This window comes from Stenotrophomonas rhizophila (assembly GCF_003651185.1).
GTDB classification, from domain to species: domain Bacteria; phylum Pseudomonadota; class Gammaproteobacteria; order Xanthomonadales; family Xanthomonadaceae; genus Stenotrophomonas; species Stenotrophomonas maltophilia_Z.
In genome coordinates this window covers 233,578-251,152 of the sequence record NZ_RCDC01000006.1, presented here as the reverse complement: position 1 = coordinate 251,152, position 17,575 = coordinate 233,578, and the positions used below count along the sequence as shown (strand labels likewise).

Genomic DNA, 17,575 nt, shown 5'->3' with positions numbered 1-17,575 from the left:
CCGCTGACAGAAAAACGCCCCGGCCTGGCCGGGGCGTTCTGTTTTCAGCGGCTGCCGCCTGCCGAGACGCGCTCCAGCGCGGCCTTGAGTTGGGCCGGCGGCAGGTAGCCACCGAGCTGGGTGCCGTCGGCGGCGAAGATGGCCGGGGTGCCGTTGACGCCCATCTGCTGGCCAAGCTTGTACTGCATGGCCACCGGATTGGTGCAGTTCTTCGGGGTGACGGCCTTGCCGGTCTTGGCGGCGGTCAGGGCCTGCTTGCGATCGGCCGCGCACCAGACCGAGATCATGTCGGTGTAGTCCTGGCTGCCCAGGCCCATGCGCGGGAACGCCAGATATTCCACAGTGATGCCGTTGCGGTTGAGCTCGGCGATGTCCTGGTGCAGCTTGCGGCAGTAGCCGCACTCGATGTCGGTGAAGACGCTGACGGTGTACTTGGCATTCGGCGCGGCAAACACGATGCGCTCGGTGTGCGGCACGCCATCGAGCAGCTTGCGGCGGTAGGTGAGCAGGCCCTGGCTGCTGACCGGCGCCTTGTTCTGGATGTCGTACGGCTGGGACTGCATCAGGTAGCGGCCGTCATCGGAGACATACAGCACCTGGCCACCGACCAGCACCTCGCGGAAACCGGCAAACGGCGCGGCCCCGATGAAATCAGGCTTGAAGGTGGGGTCCAGCTGCTGCAGCGCGGTACGCACGCGCTGGTCAGCATCACCGGCAGCGGCCGGGGTGGCGGCAGTGGTCTTGGCCGCCGGAGCGGACGGTTGCTGCGCGCAGGCAGACAGGCTGAGCGCGCCGAAGAGCGCCGCAATGGCAACACGGAGCATCGAGCATTCCGGTGTAAGGAGTCAGGCTGGATTCTCGCACAGCTGCCTGCTCACACAGCTGGACCGCAGTGGAACGGTGATGCGCGGCCGGGGTTGGCACCCTCTCAGCCGCGCGGGTGGTGCTTGGCGTGCAGCTTCTGCAGGTGCTCGCGGGCCACCAGCGTGTAGATCTGGGTGGTGGACAGCGAACTGTGGCCGAGCAGCATCTGCAGGGCGCGCAGATCCGCGCCCCGGTTGAGCAGGTGCGTGGCAAAGCTGTGGCGCAGGCCGTGGGGACTGATCCGGGCGGGGTCGATCCCGGCCAGCACCGCGTACGTCTTCACCAGCCCCCAGAACTGCTGGCGGCTGAGCGGGTGCAGCGAGGGCGCCAGGAACATCGGCACGGCGCCCTCCTGCGGCGTCGGCACGTTGCGCTTGCCGGTGAGCTGCGGGCGCGATTCAGCCAGGTAGCGCTCAAGCCAGTGCTGGGATTCTTCCCCCAGCGGAACCAGCCGTTCCTTGCTGCCCTTGCCGGTCACGCGCAGCACCCCCTGCCGCAGGTTCACGGCATTGGCCGGCAGGTTGACCAGTTCGCTGACGCGCAGGCCGGCGGCATACATCAGTTCCAGCATGGCGCGGTCGCGCAGCCCGAGCGGCGTCTCGATATCGGGGCTGGCCAACAGCGCATCGATCTGGCTTTCGGCCAGCGCCTTGGGCAGCAGCCGCGGCAGCTTGGGCGGATCCAGCAACGCGCTGGGGTCATCGCCGCGCTCGCCGCGGCGAACCGCATCGGCGAAGAAGGCCCGCAGCGCGGACAGCAGGCGGGCATTGCTGCGCGGCGACCAGCCATGGCGGGAGCGCCAGGCGAGGTAATCGAACAGCCCGGCGCGATCGAGGCCAGCCAGCCCGCCGGCGGCGCCATCACGCCAGCGCGCGAGCCCTTCGAGATCGCGCCGGTAACTGTCCAGGCTGGCACGCGCGAGGCCGTGCTCGGCCCAGGCGGTGTCGAGGAAACGCTGGATGCGGACGTTGTCATCCTCGCGCAGCTCGGGCAGGTGCTGGATGAGCTGGCGACGCAGGGCGGGGGTAGTGGCATCGGACATGCGGACAGCATACGGAGCAGACCGCGCGTGGGCCATCGAACGCGGGCGGCCGGCCGGGTATGCTCCGGGTCATGACCGATACCGCGCTGTCGCCCCCCCCTGCTGATCGCCCTGCATCGTTGCTGCTGTGGCGGTGGTTGTCGCTGTTGTACGACGTCTTCCCGGCGCTGGCGCTGTGGATGCTGCTCGGTGCGGTGTTCGTAGCGGTCTACACGTTGAGCGGTCATGCGGAGCGCGAGAACATCGCGCCGTTCAGTGCGTGGCAGTGGGCGTTGTGGGCCTGCTGCTGGGTCGTGACGGGCCTGTACGCGACGATGAGTTGGCGCCGCGGCGGGCAGACGCTGGGGATGCGCCCGTGGCGGTTGCGGGTGGTGTCGCTGGACGGCACGGTGCCGACGCGCGGGCAGTTGTGGCGGCGCTATGCGGTGGGGTCGCTGTCGGTGTTGGCGGCCGGCCTGGGGTTCTGGTGGGCGCTGCTGGATCGGCAGCGGTTGACCTGGCATGACCGGGCCAGCGGAACGCGGGTTGTTCGGCTGCCGAAGCTCTGACGTGCTGACGTGCTGATGTGCTGACGCTCTAAAGCTCTGACGCTCTGACGCCTTACAGACAACGCGAAAAGCAGCGTTTCCACTCTCTCTGCGTTTGCGGAGAGGCGCACCCCATTTCTGGGCCCGCCGCAAGTCCCGCTCCGCGGCCCGGCCCAGCCGCTGGCGGCTGTGCGTTCGGTCGGATGCGAGGCAGTGCCTCGCAAGCCATCCGCCCTCACCCATGTAGCTCGTAGTGCGCCATCCATGGCGCACCACGGTCCTGAAATGGGCTGCGCCTCTCCGCATTGACAGATTGCGAAGTGCGGTGGGTGAAAGCGGATTTTTTGCTTGGCTGACGTTTCGCACTGAATACCGGCTCTCGCGATCGAGACACCTTCAGGAGCGCAACCTCCATCGCGCAGTCGAACCTTCGCTCAATCGATCAATCCCTTAGTCGATCAACTGCTCAGTCGCTTAGTCGCTCAGTCGCTCAGTCGCTCAGTCGCTCAGTCGCCAAGATTGAACACGAACACCGGCACTTCTCCAATCCATCAGAACGGGCGAAGCCCGGCTGCTCTCCCCTCCCCCACCAGCACACTGTCGGAGGCGCGGCGGGATTGCCAGGCCGGGACCGTGTGCTGCCATGGATGGCAGCACACGAGCCTACAGGGACGTACTTGCGGCGCGTCCCGGAATGGCGAGCCCGTCGCGCCTAGCTCGACAGCACATGGTGGCCGCTTTGGCTTTGGCTTCGGCGTTTGCCGCCAGGCCGGCCGGATGAATCAGCCCGACTTACGTCGGAACAACAACCCGGACACCACCATCATCACGATCGGCGGCAACGCATACGCAATCCGGTAATCGAACTTCAGCGCACCGGCCATGCGGCCGAAGAACAACTGCAGCAACCAGAAGCCCAACGCGAACAGAATGCCCAGGAACAACCGCTTGCCCATACCGCCACTGCGCAGCGAACCGAACGCGAACGGTATCGCCGCCAGGCACAACGCCAACACGTTGATCGGATAGAACCAACGGCTCCAGTACACATCCTCGTAATCGCGCGCATCCAGCCCGTTGCGCTTGCGGTACTCGATGCTGTTACGCAGATCCATCGCCGTCAGATTGCGTGGCTTGGAAATGCCGCTGGCCAGCGCCGCCGCATCCAAGCGTGAATCCCATGGCTCGGACTCGGCCGTCTCGCGCGTTGCCGAACGCTCACCGAAGATATCGCGGCGCACCTTGTTCAACACCCAGCCTCTGGCGTCATGTTCGGCGGTGGTGGCATACGTCATCGAGGCCAAGCGGCCGTCGTCGGCGATCTTGTACAGACGCACGTCGTGCAGGATCAGGCGCGTGCCGCCCCCGGCCTGCAGCTGCTCGTCGCCGCTGATCGCGTTGAGGAAGGTATCGCCTTCCCGCGCCCACACGCCCGAATAGCGGGCCGCGCTCAGGCTGCTGCCCCACCTGGCGCTGATCTTGACGTCATCGGCCTTGCTCTGGCCCCAGGGGCCCAGCGTTTCGCCGCTGAACACCATGACCGCGGTCATCAGCGACAGCGCGATCGCGACCGAGACGCTCAGGCGCTTGCGCGACAGGCCCAGCGCGCGCAGTGCGGTGAGTTCGGAGGTGGCGGCCAGCTGGCCCAGGCCCATCAGCGCGCCGATCACGGCGGCGGTCGGGAAGAAAGTATAGGCGCGGCGAGGCACGGTGTAGAGCACCCAGGCGGCCGCGTGGCCGACGGTGTAGCTGCCCTTGCCAACGTCCTTGAACTCCCCGGAGAAGGCCATCACCACGTCCAGGCCGACCAGCACCGCCCAGGTCAGCAGGACGGTGCCGAACACGGCACGGCCCAGGTACAGATCAAACCGCATGGGGCGCAACACGTTCATGCGGTCCTCCGGGGACGCGACAGTTTGCCGTCGCGGAAATACATCCATAGGGCGAGGGCAAGCAACGGCAGCGTCAGCCACCACAGGCCCGCCACGGCGGGGATCTTGCCATCGGCGATCCAGCGGGTGCCGATGAACATCAGGTTCATGCCCACCATGTAGGCCATGAAGGCCAGCATCATCCGGCCGTAGCGCTGCTGCCGCGGCGAACTGCGGGCCAGCGGCAGGGTCATCAGGGCGAAGGCGAGCGCGATCAGCGGCGGGGCGATGCGCGAGTGAAGCTGGGCCTGGGCCTCCGGGCGCTCATCGCCGAACAGCTCGGTGGTGCGCAGCAGTTCGGGGTCATCGTCTTTGCGGGTCTCGGCACCGTCGGGCATGGCCACGTCGTTGCGGGCGAAGGTCATCAGCTTGTAATCCAGCGCACCGTTGGCCGGGCCCTCGACCTGGTGGCCGTCATCCAGCTCCAGATAGCGCTGCTTGGCGCCCTCGAAGTACATCCGGCCGTGGTCGGCAGAGATCACTTCGATGCGGTCTTCCTTCTGGCGCTGCAGGAACACCTTGCCCAACTGGGTGCCGTCGGGGGAGACCGAGGCCAGGTAGACCACGCCGCCGTTGGGCAGCGGGGTGAACTTGCCGGCCTCCAGGCCGGCCATGACCACGCTGCGGTTGGCCTCGTCGATCATGGTCTCGCTGGTGCGGTCGGCCCACGGGCCCAGCCACAGCGAGCACAGCCCGATCAGGCCGACCACCGGCACCACCAGCATCATCAGGGGCCGCAGCAGGCGCTTGGGGCCGACACCGATGGCGGTGATGACCGCCATTTCCGAGTCCCGGTAGAGCCGCGCGGTGGCCAGCAGCAGGCCCAGCATCAGCGCCAGCGGCAGGATCAGCGGCATGTAGACGATGAACTGCAGGCCCAACTGGGAGAACAGCAGGCGGGCAGGCAGACGGCCGTCGGCGATGTTGCCGAGGATGTCCACCAGGACCCCGCCGACACTCACCACCAGCAACACGATGAGGGTGGCCAGGAAACTCTGGACGAAATCACGCAGGAGATAGCGATCGAGCTTCGACATGGGGCGGTGGTTTAAACTCTCGGATTCGTTCGCGGTGCTGCCCAGTCTACTGACGGGACGTAAACAGCTCGCGATTGTACGGTTTTGCCAACGGAATCTGATCAATGGCCCTGGAATTCACCCTGAACCACGCAGCGCCGGCCTCGGCCGAGTGCGATTGCGTCATCGTCGGCGCCTATGCCGACCAGACCCTGAGCCCCGCGGCACAGGCCTTGGACACCGCGTCCGGTGGCCGTCTGTCGGCCCTGATCGCCCGCGGCGACGTGGGCGGCAAGACCGGCAATACGACCCTGCTGCACGATCTGCCCGGCGTCACCGCCGCACGCGTGCTCGTGGTCGGGCTGGGCGAGCCGGCCAAGTTCGGCGTGGCGCAGTACCTCAAGGCGGTCGGCGATGCCAGCCGCGCCCTCAAGAGCGGCGTCAACCATCAGGCGCTGTTCACCCTGACCGAGATCGAGGTCAAGGGCCGCGATGCCGCCTGGAACATCCGCCAGGCCATCATCACCGCCGACCACGCCGCCTACCGCTACAGCGCCACGCTGGGCAAGAAGAAGGCCGACGAGCCGGGCCTGACCACGCTGGCCATCGCCGGCACCGACACCCAGGCGCTGGCCCAGGGCCAGGCCATCGCCGCCGGCGTGCAGTACGCCCGCGAGCTGGGCAACCTGCCGCCGAACGTCTGCACCCCGGCCTACCTGGCCGAGTCCTCGGTCGCGTTCGCGCAGGCGCATGCAGGCGCCGAAGCGGAGGTGCTGGACGAGCACCAGATGGAAGCGCTGGGCATGGGCTCGCTGCTGGCCGTGGCCCGTGGCTCGGCCAACCGCCCGCACCTGGTCGTGCTGAAGTGGAACAACGGCGGCGACGCCAAGCCCTATGTGCTGGTCGGCAAGGGCATCACCTTCGATACCGGTGGCGTCAATCTGAAGACCCAGGGCGGCATCGAAGAGATGAAGTACGACATGTGCGGTGGCGCCAACGTCATCGGCACCTTCGTCGCGGCCGTGACGGCCAAGCTGCCGCTCAACCTGGTGGTGGTGGTGCCGGCGGTCGAGAACGCCATCGACGGCAATGCCTACCGCCCGTCGGACGTGATCACCTCGATGTCGGGCAAGACCATCGAAGTGGGCAACACCGACGCCGAAGGCCGCCTGATCCTGTGCGACGCGCTGACCTACGCGCAGCGCTTCGAGCCGGCCGCGCTGATCGACGTGGCCACCCTGACCGGTGCCTGCCTGGTGGCGCTGGGCCACCAGACCGCCGGCCTGATGAGCAAGCACGACGACCTCGCCAACGAGCTGCTGGCCGCCGGTGAGCACGTGTTCGACCGCGCCTGGCGCCTGCCGCTGTGGGACGAGTACCAGCCGATGCTGGATTCCAGCTTCGCCGATATCTACAACATCGGCGGCCGCTGGGCCGGTGCGATCACCGCCGGCTGCTTCCTGTCGCGCTTCGCCGAAGGCCAGCGCTGGGCTCATCTGGACATCGCCGGCGTGGCCAGCGACGAAGGCAAGCGCGGCATGGCCACCGGCCGTCCGGTCGGCCTGCTGAGCCAGTGGCTGCTGGACCAGGCCGCCCGCGCCTGATGCCCTGCCCGATCGCGGCCGCCTGCGGGTGGCCGCGATCCCGCCCGGCCTGGCGCCGGGTTCTCCCTCCGCTCCAGGCCCTGCCATGTCCCGTGCTGATTTCTACCTGATCGCCAAGCCCCGCTTCCTGACCGAGCCATTGCGCCTGGTCTGCGAACTGGCCCGCAAGGCCAATGACGCCGGGCTGTTCACCCTGGTGCTGGCACGCGACCAGGCCCAGGCCGAAGAGCTGGACGAGCTGCTGTGGGCGTTCGACAACGATGCCTACATCCCGCACCAGATCGCCGGCGAAGACATGGACGAGGAAGAGGCGCTGGTGCTGATCGCCGTTCCCGGCACCGAGGCCCCGGCCCGGCCGCTGGTGATCAACCTGCGCGACGATCCCTACCTGGCCGCCTGCGACCGCGTGCTGGAAGTGGTGCCGGCCGACCCGGAAGCGCGCGAACCGCTGCGCGAGCGCTGGCGCCAGTACAAGGCACTGGGCTTTGACCTGAACAAATACGACATGTAACCCGCGCGGCGCCCGTCCGGTCGCCGCCGCCCCCGGAGACCCTTGATGCGCCTGTTGATCGCCCTGATCTTTCCCTGGTTCGCCTTCTTCACCATCGGCCGCCCGATCGCAGGCATCCTCTGCCTGATCCTGCAGATCACGCTGATCGGCTGGCTGCCCGCCGCGATCTGGGCCGCCTACGCGGTCTCACAGTTCCATACCGACCAGAAGATCCGCCGCGCCTTCGGGCGCTGAGCTTCCGGCACCCCCACCTTCCGTATTCGATCCTGGTTCCCGCATGACCCAACTCGCCTCCAGCTACGACCCGAAAACCTTTGAAACCGCGCTGTACGACGCGTGGGAGAAGGCCGGCCATTTCAAGCCGTCCGGCAAGGGCGAGCCGTACACCATCCTGCTGCCGCCGCCGAACGTGACCGGCACGCTGCACATGGGCCATGCCTTCCAGCAGACCCTGATGGATGCACTGGTGCGTTACCACCGCATGCGTGGCTACGACACGTTGTGGCAGGTCGGCACCGACCACGCCGGCATCGCCACCGAGATGGTGGTGTCGCGCAACCTGGCGCTGGCCAACACCGGTGAGACCCGCGATTCGCTGGGCCGCGACGGCTTCATCGAGAAGGTGTGGGAGTGGAAGGCGCAGTCCGGTGACACCATCGAGCGCCAGATGCGCCGTCTGGGCACCTCCAGCGACTGGTCGCGCAGCACCTTCACCATGGACCCGCAGCCGTCCGAAGCGGTGGTCGAGGCGTTCGTGCGCTGGCACGAGCAGGGCCTGATCTACCGTGGCCAGCGCCTGGTCAACTGGGATCCGGTGCTGAAGACGGCCATTTCCGATCTGGAAGTGGAGAGCGTGGAGGAAGACGGCTTCCTGTGGTCGATCAGCTACCCGCTGGCCGATGGCAGCGGCACCCTGACCGTGGCCACCACCCGCCCGGAAACCATGCTCGGCGACACCGCGGTGATGGTGCACCCCGAAGACGAGCGCTACGCGCACCTGATCGGCAAAATGGTGAAGCTGCCGCTGACCGACCGCGAGATCCCGGTGATCGCCGATGATTACGTCGACCGCGAGTTCGGCACCGGCGTGGTCAAGGTCACCCCCGCGCACGATTTCAACGATTACCAGGTCGGCCTGCGCCACAACCTGCCGATGATCAACCTGTTCACCCCGGTGGCGGCAATCAACGACAACGCCCCGGAGAAATACCGCGGGCTGGACCGTTACGAAGCGCGCAAGGTGATCCTGGCCGAGCTGGAAGACCTGGGCATCCTGGTCGAAACCAAGGCGCACAAGCTGCAGGTGCCGCGTGGCGATCGTACCCAGCAGGTGATCGAGCCGTACCTGACCGACCAGTGGTTCGTGAAGATGGACGTGCTGGCCAAGCGCGGCCTGGAGCTGGTCGAGAACGGCAGCATCCAGTTCGTCCCGGCCAACTGGATCAACACCTACCGCCACTGGATGGAGAACATCCAGGATTGGTGCATCAGCCGCCAGCTGTGGTGGGGCCACCGCATTCCGGCGTGGTTCGACGATGCGGGCAACTGCTATGTCGGCCGTGATGAAGCCGAAGCGCGCGCGAAGAACAACCTCGCCGCCGACCTCGCCCTGCACCAGGACAGTGACGTGCTGGAGACCTGGTTCTCCTCGCAGCTGTGGCCGTTCTCCACCCTGGGCTGGCCGAACGAGCAGGCGATGGACGCGCGCGGTTTCGAGCGCTACCTGCCGTCGTCGGTGCTGATCACCGGGTTCGACATCATCTTCTTCTGGGTGGCCCGCATGATCATGGCCACCGACAGCTTCACCGGGAAGATCCCGTTCAAGGACGTCTACATCACCGGCCTGATCCGCGATGCGCAGGGCCAGAAGATGTCCAAGTCCAAGGGCAACGTGCTGGACCCGCTGGACATCATCGATGGCATCTCCATCGAGGACCTGGTCGCCAAGCGCACCACCGGCCTGATGAAGCCCAAGGACGCGCCGAAGATCGAGAAGGCGACGCGCCGCGAATTCCCCGAGGGCATCATCGCCCACGGTGCGGATGCGCTGCGCTTCACCATCGCCGCGCTCGCCACCCACGGCCGCGATATCAAGTTCGACATGAACCGCGCCGAGGGCTACAAGAACTTCTGCAACAAGCTGTGGAACGCCAGCCGCTTCACCCTGATGAACACTGAGGGCAGCAGCTTCACCGGCGTGCCGCAGCCGCGCACCGATGCCGAGCGCTGGATCCTCGCGCGCCTGGCCGCGGTCTCGGCCGAAGCGCAGACGCATTACGCCAACTACCGCTTCGATCTGCTGGCGCAGTGCCTGTACGAATTTGCCTGGAACGAGTTCTGCGATTGGTTCCTGGAACTGACCAAGCCGGCCCTCAACGGCGCCGATGCCGACGATGCCAACAGCACCCGCCACACCCTGCTGTACGTGCTCGAAGCGCTGCTGCGCCTGCTGCACCCGCTGACCCCGTTCGTCACCGAGCAGCTGTGGCGCCAGGTCGCCCCGCGCCTGGGCCTCACCGACGACACCATCTCGCTGCGGCCGTACCCGACCGCCGAAGAGTTCGCCGGTGATTTCGCCCGCGCCGAAGCCGACGTGGAATGGCTGAAGTCGATGGTCAACGCGCTGCGCCGAGTGCGCAGCGAGTTGAACGTGCCGCCGTCCAAGCTGGTGCCGCTGCTGCTGCAGGGTGGCAGCGACGACGACCGCGCGCGCATGACCCGCTTCACCTCCTCGCTGTCGTTCCTGCTCAAGCTGGAGCGCATCGAGTGGCTGGCCAACGGCAGCGACACGCCGCCGGCCGCCGCCGCGATCGTGGGCGATCTCACCTTGCTGGTGCCGCTGGAGGGCCTGGTCGATCTGGGTGCCGAGCGCGCGCGCCTGGACAAGGAAATCGCCCGGGTGGAATCGGAGAAGGAAAAGAGCGGGACCAAGCTGGCCAAGTTCACCGACAAGGTGCCGGCGGCTGTGGTCGAGCAGGAGCGCGTGCGCCTGGTCGAATGGACCGCCCAGCTGGACGGTCTGCGTTCGCAGCGCGCGAAGCTGTAAGCGCACGGGTAGAGCCACGCCATGCGTGGCTGCTTCTGCGGGGCCAGGGTAGAGCGACCCCATGGGTGGCTGCCTTCCGGGGCGGGATGGCGTGCAGCCACCCATGGGGTGGCTCTACCCTGGGCCGATAACGTAGGTAGGGCCCGCCCGCGCGGTTACGGGCCCGATGCCTGCCCATCTGCGGCATGATGCGGGTTCGTCCACGGATTGAATGACCGCCGACACGATGTCGCTGTCCCTCTTCTGCATCGTGCTGTTGGCCGCCCTGCTGCATGCCAGCTGGAACGCGATCGTCAAACGTGGCACCGACACGCTGCTGACCACGATCCTGGTCACCGGCTCGGCGGCGGTGATTGCCGCGATCGCGCTGCCGTTCGTGCCCACACCCGCCGCGCAGAGCTGGCCATGGCTGGCCGCCTCGACCCTGCTCCAGGTCGGGTACTACGTGCTTGTCGCGCGTACTTACCAAGTGACCGACATGAGCGCGTCCTACCCGCTGATGCGCGGCTGCGCGCCGATCCTGGTCGCGCTGATCAGCACGCTGTTTCTGGGTGAGCGCCTGGCATGGATCGCGTGGGCCGGCATCGGGCTGATCTGCCTGGGCATCCTGTGCATGACCCGCGGCACCTCGCGCCAGCATCTGTGGCTGCCGCTGCTCAATGCCGGTGTCATCGCCACCTACACCTTGGTCGATGGTTGGGGCGCGCGTCACTCGGGTGCCGTGGTGAGCTACACGTTGTGGCTGTTTCTGCTTTCCGGCCTGCCTTTGCCACTGTGGGCGGTGTGCACACGCGCCAGCGCGCTGCGTGACTATGCGCGCCGCAACTGGGGCTACGGCATCACCGGCGGCATCGGCACGCTGGTCTCCTACGGGCTGGCGCTGTGGGCCATGACGGTCGCGCCGATCGCGATGATCGCCGCACTGCGCGAAACCTCGATCTTGTTCGGCATCCTGATCTCGGCGTGGCTCCTGCGCGAACGCGTTACCCGCCAACGCTGGATCGCCGCCGGCCTGATCGTGCTCGGGGCAGTGGTGCTGCGGTTGGCGTAGCACCCCCCCACGCTGTCAGAGCGGCGGCATCACCTGGATGTCGTCGTCAACCAGCTCGATGGCCATCACCAGCGCATCCTCGCGCCCGTCGCGGGCAGGGTAATAGCGCGGCCGGCGGCCGATCTCGTTGAACCCTTCGCTGTGGTACAGCGCCACCGCCGAGGTATTGGACGGGCGCACTTCCAGGAACACCCGGTGCGCACCGTGGTCACGCGCCAGCTTCACCAGCGCGCGCAGCAGGTAGCGGCCGTGGCCGCGCGATTGGCACAGCGGGTCCACACAGATGTTGAGGATATGCGCTTCATCGGCGGCGATGCTGAGCAGGCCATAGCCCATCAGCAGACCGTCCTCTTCCATCGCCAGGCCGGGATAACCGGCACGCAGGCAGTCCTGGAAGATGCCGCGGGTCCACGGGTACGGGTAACCGCGCACCTCGATGGCCATCACCGCATTGAGGTCGCTTTCGCGCAGCGCGCGCAACGACAACGGCCGCGGCGAGCTCACCGCGCTCACGGTCGGCCCCGCTTGCGCAGGGCGCGCAGCTGCGGCCACAACGCGCGCTTGGCGGCGGCACTGCTGCGCAGTTCATCCAGGTTCCAGCTGGCCATCAAGGCCTGGGTGTCCGGCTCGGCCGGGTTGCAGCCGGAGGCGCGCAACAGGGCGATCTGCAGGCGATCGGGCATCCGGACCGCCGCGCGGCGGCCTCCGCCTCCGCGTGCCGGCGTGGCCGCCGGGACGGATGGCGGCGCGCCTTCTTCGACCGTGCGCGGCGCGCTTCGGCGTACCGGCGCGGGCGCATCCACCGCCGGTGCTGGCCGCGACTGGCGCACCGGCGCGGACGACTCGGCGAGCGGCGCCGCGCTGAGCTGGACATCAGGTACCGCAGCGGCTTCCGGCTCGACGCTGCCGTCGACGAACACCGTATAACCCATCGCCTGCAGCCAGGACTGCTGCGCCGGCGACCACAATGGCGGCAGCGCCTGCCCGCTCACGCGTTCGGCTCGACCGTCTTGCGGGTGCGCTGCCACGCCCAGTAGCACGGGCCGGACAAGGCATACACCACGCCCACCGCGAACAGCACGCGCGGCAGATCAATGACCATGATCGCGATGGCGATCGGCACCAGGGCCAGCGCCAGGAACGGCACGCGATCCGCGCGCGGTCCTTTCTCGCCACTGCCCTTGAAGCTCCAGAAGCGGATCCGGCTGACCATCAGCAGTGCCGACACCAGGGTCACGCCCAGCGCGACATAGCGCAGCTGGTTGCCGTCCCAGCCGAGGTTGCCATCAGCGAAAGCCCAGACGAAGGACATCATCAGGCCGGCCGCAGCCGGGCTGGCCAAGCCGATGAACCAGCGCTTGTCGACCACGGTTACCTGGGTATTGAAGCGGGCCAGGCGCAGCGCGGCGCAGGCGGCATACAGGAAGGCGACCGCCCAGCCAACGCGGCCGAGCACCGGGTCGTCGAACTTCAGCCAGGACAACGACCAGTGGTACATCACCAGGGCCGGGGCCATGCCGAAGCTGACCAGATCGGCCAGCGAGTCGTACTGCACGCCGAATTCGCTGCTGGTGCCGGTCAGGCGGGCCACACGGCCGTCCAGGCCATCCATGACCGCCGCGACAAACACCGCGACTGCGGCATTCACGAAGTCGCCGTTGGCCGCGGCGATGATCGCGTAGAAGCCGGCGAACAGGCCTGCGGTGGTGAACAGGTTGGGCAGCAGGTAAATGCTGCGCGAGCGCGGCGGGGGTTTCATCTGATCCATGCGGCCAGTTTAGCTTGCCAGCACCGGCGCGGGGTGCTGCAATCGCGGTTCTGCCCCGTTCCCGGAGTTGCCATGCGTGCCCTGTCCCGTCTGAGCGCCCTGCTGCTGCTCGCCAGCGCCACGGCCAGCGCCGGCACTGTCTATAAGTGGAAAGACGCCAACGGCGTCACCCAGTATTCGGAGAAGCCGCCGGCCGGGCAGAAGTACGAGGCCCGCCAGGTCGAGAACCGGGACCCGCTCCCGCGCGAGACCGCCACCGCCCCGGCCGAGAACAAGGCCTGTACCGACGCCCGCGGCAATCTCACCCTGCTCAACGGGCCGGGCAAGGTCATGCAGGACGCCGATGGCGACGGCACGGCCGATACCGCCCTGACCGACGAGCAGCGCAGCGCCCAGAAGACCTTGGCCGAGGCCGCCATCCAGGCCTACTGCACCCCCAAGGCCTGAGCCACCGGCCCCGTCGAGGCAGCCAAAACCAACGGCAACACCCATCGCGGCGGCCGGACTGGCAGAATATCGGCTTCTGCCGTTCAGCGAAGCCGACGATGCGCCTCTCCCAGTTCCACCTGCACACCACCAAGGAAACCCCCAGCGACGCGGAGCTGACCAGCCACCGCTTGATGCTGCGCGCGGGCATGATCCGCAAGCTGGCCTCGGGGCTGTACACCTGGTCGCCGCTGGGCCTGCGCGTGCTGCGCAAGGTCGAGCGCATCGTGCGTGAGGAAATGGAGCGTGCCGGCGCGGTGGAATTCCAGATTCCGACCCTCCAGCCCAAGGAACTGTGGGAAGCCACCGGCCGCTGGGAAAAGTTCGGCCCGCAGCTGCTGAAGATCAAGGATCGCAAGGAGCAGGTGTTCTGCTACAGCCCGACCGCTGAAGAAGCCGCCGCGGATTTCGCGCGCCAGGAGCTGTCCAGCTACAAGCAGCTGCCGGTCAATTTCTTCCAGATCCAGACCAAGTTCCGCGATGAGATCCGGCCGCGCTTCGGCGTGATGCGCTCGCGCGAATTCCTGATGAAGGACGCCTACTCCTTCCACCTGCACGATGACTGCCTGGTGCGCGAGTACGAGAACATGAAGGCGGCCTACAGCCGCATCTTCACCCGCCTGGGCCTGGATTTCCGCATGGTGCAGGCCGACTCGGGCGCGATCGGTGGCGATGCCTCGCAGGAATTCCACGTGATCGCCGAGTCCGGCGAAGACGCACTGGTGTTTTCCACCGGCTCGGATTACGCGGCCAATATGGAAGCGGCCATCGCCGCGGCCCCGGGCGAGCGCCCGGCCGCCAGCGAAGCGCTGCGCAAAATCGATACGCCCACGCAGAAAACCTGTGAAGCCGTGGCCGCCCTGCTTGGCCTGGGCCTGGAGCGCACGGTCAAGTCGATCGCGATCATGAGCGAAGCCGGTTTCGTGCTGGCGCTGGTGCGCGGCGATCACGACGTCAATGAAATCAAGCTCGGCAAGGTCGAGGGCCTGCAGGGCTACCGCATGGCCAGCGAGGCGGAGATTGCCACGCACCTGGGCAGCGAGCCGGGCTTCCTCGGCCCGCTCAATCCGGCCCTGCCGATCCGCATCGTGGCCGACCGCGACGTCGCCGCGCTGGCCGATTTCGTCATCGGTGCCAATGAAGCCGGCTTCCATATCGCCGGCGTCAACTGGGGCCGCGACCTGCCCGAACCGGAAGTGGCGGACATCCGCAACGCCAAGGCCGGTGATCGTGCCGCCGATGGCGGTGAACTCAAGATCGCCCGCGGCATCGAAGTTGGCCATGTGTTCCAGCTCGGCCGCCAGTATGCGCAGGCGTTGAATGCGACCGTCCTCGACGAGAACGGCAAGGCCGCGGTATTGGCGATGGGCTGCTACGGCATCGGTATTTCGCGCATCGTCGCCGCGGCGATCGAGCAGAATCATGACGACGCCGGCATTATCTGGCCCGACGCGATGGCGCCGTGGCAGGTGGTGGTCTGCATGATCAACCCGAAGCAGGACGAGACCGTAGCGGCCACCGCCGCCGAGCTGCTTGCACAGTTGCAGGCCGCCGGCCTGGATGTGGCGCTGGACGACCGCGGCCTGCGCCCGGGCGCGATGTTCGCCGACATGGAACTGATCGGCGTGCCGCACCGCATCGTGGTCTCCGAGCGCGGCGTCGCCGCCGGCACGTTCGAGTACCGCGCGCGCAATGCCGCCGAAGCGGAGGTCCTCGACAAGGACACACTGCTGGCAAAATTGACGAAGTAAAGACAAAGGCCGGGTGAATAACCCGGCCTTTTCAATGGTGGACCCGGTTTCAATATCTCCGGTTTGTTTGTGTATTTCGCAAAAGAGAATGTATGCTGTTTCCGACGCCAAGGACCGGCTCACCCTGTCCTTAATATATTGCGGAGTAGTAGATGAGCATTGACCTGAGCGGCCTGTCCGCCAAAGAGCTGGGCGCGCTGATCAAGAACGCCAAGAAGCAGCAGACCATCGTGGCCAAGCGTCCGGCGATCACCAAAGTCCGCGCACAGCTGACCAAGCTGGCCAAGGCCCAGGGCTATTCGGTGGAAGAACTGTTCGGCGGCGCTGCCCCGGCCGCACGTGGCCGCGCCGCGAGCAAGGCCACCAAGGCCCCGGCCAAGGCCGTGCGCAAGCTCGGCAAGGTCGCCCCGAAGTATCGCAACCCGGCCAACCCGAAGGAAACCTGGACCGGCCGTGGCAAGCAGCCGCGCTGGCTGGCCGCGCATACCGCCAAGGGCAAGAAGGTCGAAGAGTTCCTGATCAAGAAGTAAGCCGGTCAGTCACTGCTGCACATGAAAACGCCGGCTTCGCGCCGGCGTTTTCGTACCCGTTGATGGCGCGCGCGGTGACCGGGCGGTCAAAGATTCTTGCGCGCCGGGATCAGCAGATTACCGAACAGCAGGCCGGCCACCAGCGCCATCACCACGTTGAGCACCGTCATCAGCACGGTCTGCCCGGCGCTCATGTCCTGCTGCTGGACCAGCGTCAGCACGCCGCGCAGGCTGGTACTGCCGGGCACCAGCATGATGATGCCGGGCAGGCGGATGATCGCGCCCGGTCGCTGCGCCAGCCGACCGAACAGATTGCCGGCGGCGGTCAGCAGCATCGCGGACATGAAAATGCCGGCCGGGATGCCCCACGCCTGTCCGGCGAATTTCGATATCGCATAACCGGCGACGGCCGCCGCCATCACCCAGGGGAAATCGCGGCGGTTGGCCTTGAACAACATCGCGAACGCGAACGCGGCCAGCAGCAACGCGCCCCATTCGACCCAATCGGCCTGCGGCCGCGAAGCGCGGACCAGCGGCTCCAGCCCGACGATGCCCGACAGCGTCACCGCGATCACCGCGCCCACCGTCAGTTTCAGGATCGTGGTCACCGCACCGGCAAACCGCGCCGTGCCCGAAACCCAATGCTGGCTCGCCAGCTCATTGACCGCATTGGTCAGCGACATCCCGGGCAGCAGCACCACCAGCGAGGCGATGATCACCGTGTTGAGGTTGAGCGCGCCGATGAAGGAGGCCACCAGCGTCGCCACCGAGCCGGCCAGCAGGGCCGCCAACGCCTCGTTGGCTTCGCGCGTGGCCGGGCGACGGTCGGTATACATGCCCATGACGCCGATCAGCAGACCGATCACGCCGGCGGTGGCGATATCCAGCCACGGCAGTTTCCACAGGCCGGCCACGCCCGCTGCGCCGAGGCTGTAGGAAAGGATGGTGCGGATCTTGCCCCAACGGCCAGGATCCTTGTCCAGCTGGCGCAGCGCGGTATGGCCCTGCGCGATGCTCATGGCGCCGTTGGCCACCGCATCGGTGATCTGGTCGGCGATGCTGAGTTTATGCAGGTCATTCTCGCCCGGTGCCAACCGGATCACACGGGTGATGTCCGATGAACCGATCGCCTTGGTCGGGTCGCTGAAACTCAGGATCAGGCCAGTCGGGTTCGACCACGGCTCGCAATCCAGGTCCAGGCGCTGCGCCAGCGCGACCACGGCTGCTTCCAGCCGCTGCGCGGTGGTGCCATAGCTGTGCAGGCGCCCGGCCATTTCCGAAACGAAGGCCACGCGCTGTGCGTAGGTGGCCGGTGGTGCAACGATGGTGGGGGCGTCGGCAGACATGCGCCGTAGTATTACCCGAACACGCCCCGGCCTGAAGAATCCCGGTGTCATCGTGCGCCTGCGTGCAGGAACGGGGCGCACTGACCGACGCGTTCAGCCCGT

General features: G+C 67.1%; 16 protein-coding genes and 1 pseudogene. 9 read left to right on the top strand and 8 right to left on the bottom strand.

Annotation, left to right across the window (positions count from 1 at the left end):
* Positions 1–44 precede the first annotated feature (44 nt).
* Positions 45–824: a thioredoxin fold domain-containing protein gene (locus BCL79_RS15330; protein WP_121042615.1), complete on the bottom strand. Its 780-nt coding sequence runs from the start codon at positions 822–824 to the stop codon at positions 45–47.
* A 104-nt stretch (positions 825–928) separates the two neighbouring features.
* Positions 929–1,906 carry a site-specific tyrosine recombinase XerD gene (gene xerD / locus BCL79_RS15325; protein ID WP_121042613.1) on the bottom strand — a complete coding sequence of 326 codons (978 nt, stop codon included), beginning with the start codon at positions 1,904–1,906 and terminating at the stop codon, positions 929–931.
* Between the two features lie 59 nt (positions 1,907–1,965).
* Here xerD and BCL79_RS15320 point away from each other — a divergent pair, with 59 nt between their 5' ends.
* Entirely contained in the window at positions 1,966–2,454 is a 489-nt protein-coding gene (locus BCL79_RS15320; protein WP_121042611.1) for an RDD family protein, read from the top strand.
* 761 nt (positions 2,455–3,215) lie between these two features.
* Here the strand turns inward: BCL79_RS15320 and lptG are convergent.
* Positions 3,216–4,325, bottom strand: a complete 1,110-nt coding sequence (lptG, locus tag BCL79_RS15315; protein WP_428999466.1) for an LPS export ABC transporter permease LptG — start codon at positions 4,323–4,325, stop codon at positions 3,216–3,218.
* A complete protein-coding gene (lptF, locus tag BCL79_RS15310; protein ID WP_121042609.1) occupies positions 4,322–5,401 on the bottom strand; it encodes an LPS export ABC transporter permease LptF in 1,080 nt (359 codons plus the stop codon). Before lptF ends, lptG begins: the two co-directional genes overlap by 4 nt.
* A 104-nt stretch (positions 5,402–5,505) precedes the next feature.
* On the opposite strand from lptF, the gene BCL79_RS15305 reads away from it, so the two are divergent.
* The 5 genes from BCL79_RS15305 to BCL79_RS15285 all read left to right on the top strand — a co-directional run bounded on the left by BCL79_RS15305 (position 5,506) and on the right by BCL79_RS15285 (position 11,592).
* Positions 5,506–6,984, top strand: a complete 1,479-nt coding sequence (locus BCL79_RS15305) for a leucyl aminopeptidase (protein ID WP_121042607.1) — start codon at positions 5,506–5,508, stop codon at positions 6,982–6,984.
* An 85-nt stretch (positions 6,985–7,069) separates the two neighbouring features.
* Positions 7,070–7,495 (top strand): DNA polymerase III subunit chi, encoded by a 426-nt coding sequence (locus BCL79_RS15300; protein ID WP_019182556.1) that lies wholly within the window; start codon positions 7,070–7,072, stop codon positions 7,493–7,495.
* Between the two features lie 45 nt (positions 7,496–7,540).
* Entirely contained in the window at positions 7,541–7,729 is a 189-nt protein-coding gene (locus tag BCL79_RS15295; protein ID WP_121042605.1) for a YqaE/Pmp3 family membrane protein, read from the top strand.
* A gap of 43 nt (positions 7,730–7,772) precedes the next feature.
* The gene (locus BCL79_RS15290) at positions 7,773–10,541 is read left to right on the top strand and encodes a valine--tRNA ligase (RefSeq protein WP_121042603.1); all 2,769 of its coding nucleotides are present in this window, start codon (positions 7,773–7,775) and stop codon (positions 10,539–10,541) included.
* A gap of 226 nt (positions 10,542–10,767) precedes the next feature.
* Positions 10,768–11,592 carry a DMT family transporter gene (locus BCL79_RS15285; RefSeq protein ID WP_121042851.1) on the top strand — a complete coding sequence of 275 codons (825 nt, stop codon included), beginning with the start codon at positions 10,768–10,770 and terminating at the stop codon, positions 11,590–11,592.
* Between the two features lie 15 nt (positions 11,593–11,607).
* Here BCL79_RS15285 and rimI read toward each other — a convergent pair whose 3' ends face one another.
* The 3 genes from rimI to pssA are packed head-to-tail and all read right to left on the bottom strand — an operon-like array spanning position 11,608 to position 13,360.
* A complete protein-coding gene (rimI, locus tag BCL79_RS15280; protein WP_121042847.1) occupies positions 11,608–12,105 on the bottom strand; it encodes a ribosomal protein S18-alanine N-acetyltransferase in 498 nt (165 codons plus the stop codon).
* Positions 12,102–12,584, bottom strand: coding sequence for a hypothetical protein (locus BCL79_RS15275; protein ID WP_226956622.1), 483 nt, complete (start codon positions 12,582–12,584; stop codon positions 12,102–12,104). Before BCL79_RS15275 ends, rimI begins: the two co-directional genes overlap by 4 nt.
* Positions 12,581–13,360 (bottom strand): CDP-diacylglycerol--serine O-phosphatidyltransferase, encoded by a 780-nt coding sequence (pssA, locus tag BCL79_RS15270; protein ID WP_121042601.1) that lies wholly within the window; start codon positions 13,358–13,360, stop codon positions 12,581–12,583. Before pssA ends, BCL79_RS15275 begins: the two co-directional genes overlap by 4 nt.
* A 72-nt stretch (positions 13,361–13,432) precedes the next feature.
* Here pssA and BCL79_RS15265 point away from each other — a divergent pair, with 72 nt between their 5' ends.
* The 3 genes and pseudogenes from BCL79_RS15265 to BCL79_RS15255 all read left to right on the top strand — a co-directional run.
* On the top strand, positions 13,433–13,807 hold the full coding sequence (locus tag BCL79_RS15265; protein WP_121042599.1) for a DUF4124 domain-containing protein: 375 nt from the start codon (positions 13,433–13,435) through the stop codon (positions 13,805–13,807).
* A 98-nt stretch (positions 13,808–13,905) separates the two neighbouring features.
* The gene (locus BCL79_RS15260; RefSeq protein ID WP_121042597.1) at positions 13,906–15,597 is read left to right on the top strand and encodes a proline--tRNA ligase; all 1,692 of its coding nucleotides are present in this window, start codon (positions 13,906–13,908) and stop codon (positions 15,595–15,597) included.
* Positions 15,598–15,749: 152 nt separating this feature from the next.
* Positions 15,750–16,124 (top strand): annotated as a pseudogene (locus tag BCL79_RS15255) (H-NS family nucleoid-associated regulatory protein); the annotation flags it as partial.
* An 89-nt stretch (positions 16,125–16,213) separates the two neighbouring features.
* On the opposite strand, the gene BCL79_RS15250 reads toward BCL79_RS15255, so the two are convergent.
* Positions 16,214–17,473: a threonine/serine ThrE exporter family protein gene (locus BCL79_RS15250; RefSeq protein ID WP_121042593.1), complete on the bottom strand. Its 1,260-nt coding sequence runs from the start codon at positions 17,471–17,473 to the stop codon at positions 16,214–16,216.
* Between the last annotated feature and the right edge of the window lie 102 nt (positions 17,474–17,575).